This window comes from Castellaniella sp., from assembly GCF_034007085.1.
In the GTDB taxonomy this organism is placed as follows: Bacteria; Pseudomonadota; Gammaproteobacteria; order Burkholderiales; family Burkholderiaceae_B; genus Castellaniella.
Genome location: NZ_JAVERO010000201.1, coordinates 1 through 2,901, shown reverse-complemented (window position 1 = coordinate 2,901; position 2,901 = coordinate 1). Strand labels below are relative to the sequence as shown.

The 2,901-nt window shown below is 67.8% G+C and carries 2 protein-coding genes and 1 pseudogene; 1 reads left to right on the top strand and 2 read right to left on the bottom strand.

Annotation, left to right across the window (positions count from 1 at the left end):
- Both RBR29_RS11680 and mnmC read right to left on the bottom strand, forming a co-directional pair.
- A pseudogene (locus RBR29_RS11680) lies at positions 1 to 493 on the bottom strand (glycoside hydrolase family 31 protein); the annotation flags it as partial.
- Between the two features lie 222 nt (positions 494 to 715).
- The gene (mnmC, locus tag RBR29_RS11675) at positions 716 to 2,557 is read right to left on the bottom strand and encodes an FAD-dependent 5-carboxymethylaminomethyl-2-thiouridine(34) oxidoreductase MnmC (RefSeq protein WP_320349459.1); all 1,842 of its coding nucleotides are present in this window, start codon (positions 2,555 to 2,557) and stop codon (positions 716 to 718) included.
- Positions 2,558 to 2,669: 112 nt separating this feature from the next.
- Between mnmC and RBR29_RS11670 the strand changes: the two genes are divergently transcribed.
- On the top strand, positions 2,670 to 2,901 hold a 232-nt coding region (locus RBR29_RS11670; RefSeq protein ID WP_320349458.1), incomplete at its 3' end, for an inositol monophosphatase family protein.

Below are 2,901 nucleotides of genomic sequence, written 5' to 3'. Positions count from 1 at the left end.
ACCCGCCCGTGCCCCAGGCCAGGGGCAACGCCCGGTCTGCCGGCAGATCGGACACCAGGCAAGCCCCCCGACGATCCAGGCTGGCCTGAGATTCGCCCAGTCCGTATAAGCCTTCGGCAGGATCCAGCACCCAATCCAGGGCCCACAGATCTTCATCATCGATGGATGTCCGGATCGGCAAGCGAGCCTGGGCCACGCACCGATCACTGCGGAACAGTCGCAAGCCGGTGGCGGAGCCGATTTCCAGGATAGCCTCGCCCTGCGTCAGGCGCCAGCCGCCCGATGCGACTGCCTGACATTCCATTTCGCCAACGGGTTCCTGGCGCGCCAGCAGCATGTCCGCCTGGCGCTGCATGCGTAACGTCGGCTTGCCGGGTTCCAGCCAGGCGCGCGGCCCGCAGCGCAGCCGGAAGACCCCTGGCGCATGGGCCTCGATCCGCAAACGCCATTCATCGGCGTGAAACGCCCATTCGACGCAAGAAGGCGTCGTCACGACCGGGCCGGTCTCAAAAACTTGGTCCGCCAATTCGATGGTGGGCGACACAGCGTGATCCTCTGGGCACTCTACCCGCATGAGTCTTGCAAAAGACGTTATTCTGACGGATTTACGCCATAAAATAAAATCCCTGGATGAAAAGGGCGTGTCTGACGGGCGTGTCTGACACCGCCCGGAACCGGTCACGCTCTGGAATATGCGCCGCATTCGGACATGTCATCAGCGCAAGCCGATGCGCCGCGCCAGTTCGCGTTCGATAGGCACTGGCTCACCATCCATCCAGGCACCAATCAGCTCCCCCGCCAGCGCGGACCAGCTCAGTCCACGTGATCCATAGGCGCACGCCAGCCACAGTCCAGGCCGGTCCGGCACCGCACCGATCACAGGCAGATGGTCGCGCGTGGCCGCCCGCCAGCCAGCCCAGCCAGTGGCCGCGCCACGCCCCAGCCAGGGGATGTCCTGCGCATTGATCCACCCTTGCACGCGCGCCAGGATGTCGCGGTGACCGGCCTCGTCCACTGCCGCCTCGGACACATCGGGCCGATAGGTACTGCCAGCCACGCCCCAGCCGTCCCTGGGCGGCAGGCAGTAGCCACGCCCTGACAGGACGCAATGCGGCACATCGGACGCCCCTGCCGGGTACAGGCTGACCTGGCCTGCCAGGGGCGCGAGCCCGGCCAGCACCGGAAAATGCTCGACCGGAACCACCGCCGCCAGCAACACCCGCGCCTGCAGTGCATTGGCCAGAACCACATGATCGGCCTGCCCGACGGTCTGGCCTGAGGGGCTGCGCAGCAGCCAGCCGCCGCCGTTCGCCGGGGCCACCGTCCCAATGGCAGCAGCCCGGCGCGTCACGCCCGGCAGCCCCAGCAAGGCGGCAATCAACTCACCAGGACAGACATTCAAGGCGTCCGGGAACCAGAGACCGCCCCAGGAAACGCCCACCCCAGCCTGCAACCCCGCCTGCAGAGGATCAAGCCAGCGCACCCAATCTTCCGGAAAGCCCAGCCGCGCCAGGGCGGCACGCTGCCCCCCGGCCTGCGCTTCCGACTGCGCGCATACCAGCGCTCCACACGCCTGTGGCCGGGCGATCCCACCCAGTCCCAGCCAGCGGGCCCGGGCCCGGGCCAGACCGGCGCGGCTCAGGCGTGCGCGCGTATCATCATCCGGGCTCAGGGCAGGCACCAATGCGGCCGCCCCCCGGCGCCGCAGGGCGGGTTCAAGATCCAGGGCGCACTGCGGGTCCCAGACCTCGACCTCGTGGCCTCGCCCGGCCAGGGCCTGCGCCACCCCAGCGCCCGCCAGGCCGCCACCCACCACCGCCACCCGGCAACGGACCGGAACACCGGACGCAACCCCCAGGCCAGGGCGCAGCACGGCCGCTGTCATGTCACGCTTGCCGGCAATGCCTGGAAAGCGCTCGACCAGGAAGCCGGCGTCACGCAAATCACGCCGCATCTGTCCCGCCGAACACCAGGTGGCCGCCGTAGCGCCCGCCACTGCCAGACGCCGCAACTGGCCGAAGACGGTGGGCGACCACATGTCGGGATTGGCCCGGGGCGCAAAACCGTCCAGGAAAAACGCATCGACACGGGCCTGCGCCTGGCGCGCCAGGCGACGGATGTCGCCAAACAACAGGGTCAGGGTGACCCGACCGTCCTGCAGGTCGAGCCGATGGACGCCCGGCAGCAGGGCAGGCCAGCGCCCGGCCAGTTCCAGGGCCAGCGACCGATGATCGTCCGGCAGCCGATCCCAGGCCCGCAGCAGATCCTCACCCCTGAAAGGGTGCGCCTCGAACGCCAGGTAATGCAGTCGGCGGCTGCGTTCCGGATCATCCAGCCAGGCCCGCCACGTGGCCAGAAAGTTGTGTCCCAGCCCGAAACCAGTCTCGGCAATCGTAAACGCTGCCCGCCCACGCCAGCGCCCGGGCAGCCCGTTGCCCCCCAGAAAGATATGCCTGGCCTGCGGCAGCGCCCCAGCGGCACCGAAATAGAAATCCCCATATTCCAGGCTGCGCGGCACGCCTCGGGCATCCTCGTGCCAGACGGCCGGTTTCAACATCTGATAAGCATCCGACACGGAAAACGCTCTTGCAGTGGTCACGTACAATGGCATAACACGCCACGCGGGCCGGCTGGCGGCCATGTGGGCGCTTCACGGAAATCAACGCGTCATGTCCAGTTCGCATTTCCTGTCGGCAGACTGCCTGGATGCCGCCGTCACGGCGGCGCATGCCGCAGCCGCCATTCTACAAACTCATGCCCTGCACCGCGCAGACCTGGTGATCGACCACAAGATGCGCAACGATCTGGTATCCCAGGCCGACCGCGAAGCCGAACAGGCCATCATCGACATCCTGCGCACCCGGACCCCGGACATCGGCATCATCGCCGAAGAATCCGGCG

Excerpts from the sequence above, each read along its gene's own strand:
- mnmC (WP_320349459.1), bottom strand. The coding sequence starts at position 2,557 with ATGTTGAAACCGGCCGTCTGGCACGAGGATGCCCGAGGCGTGCCGCGC.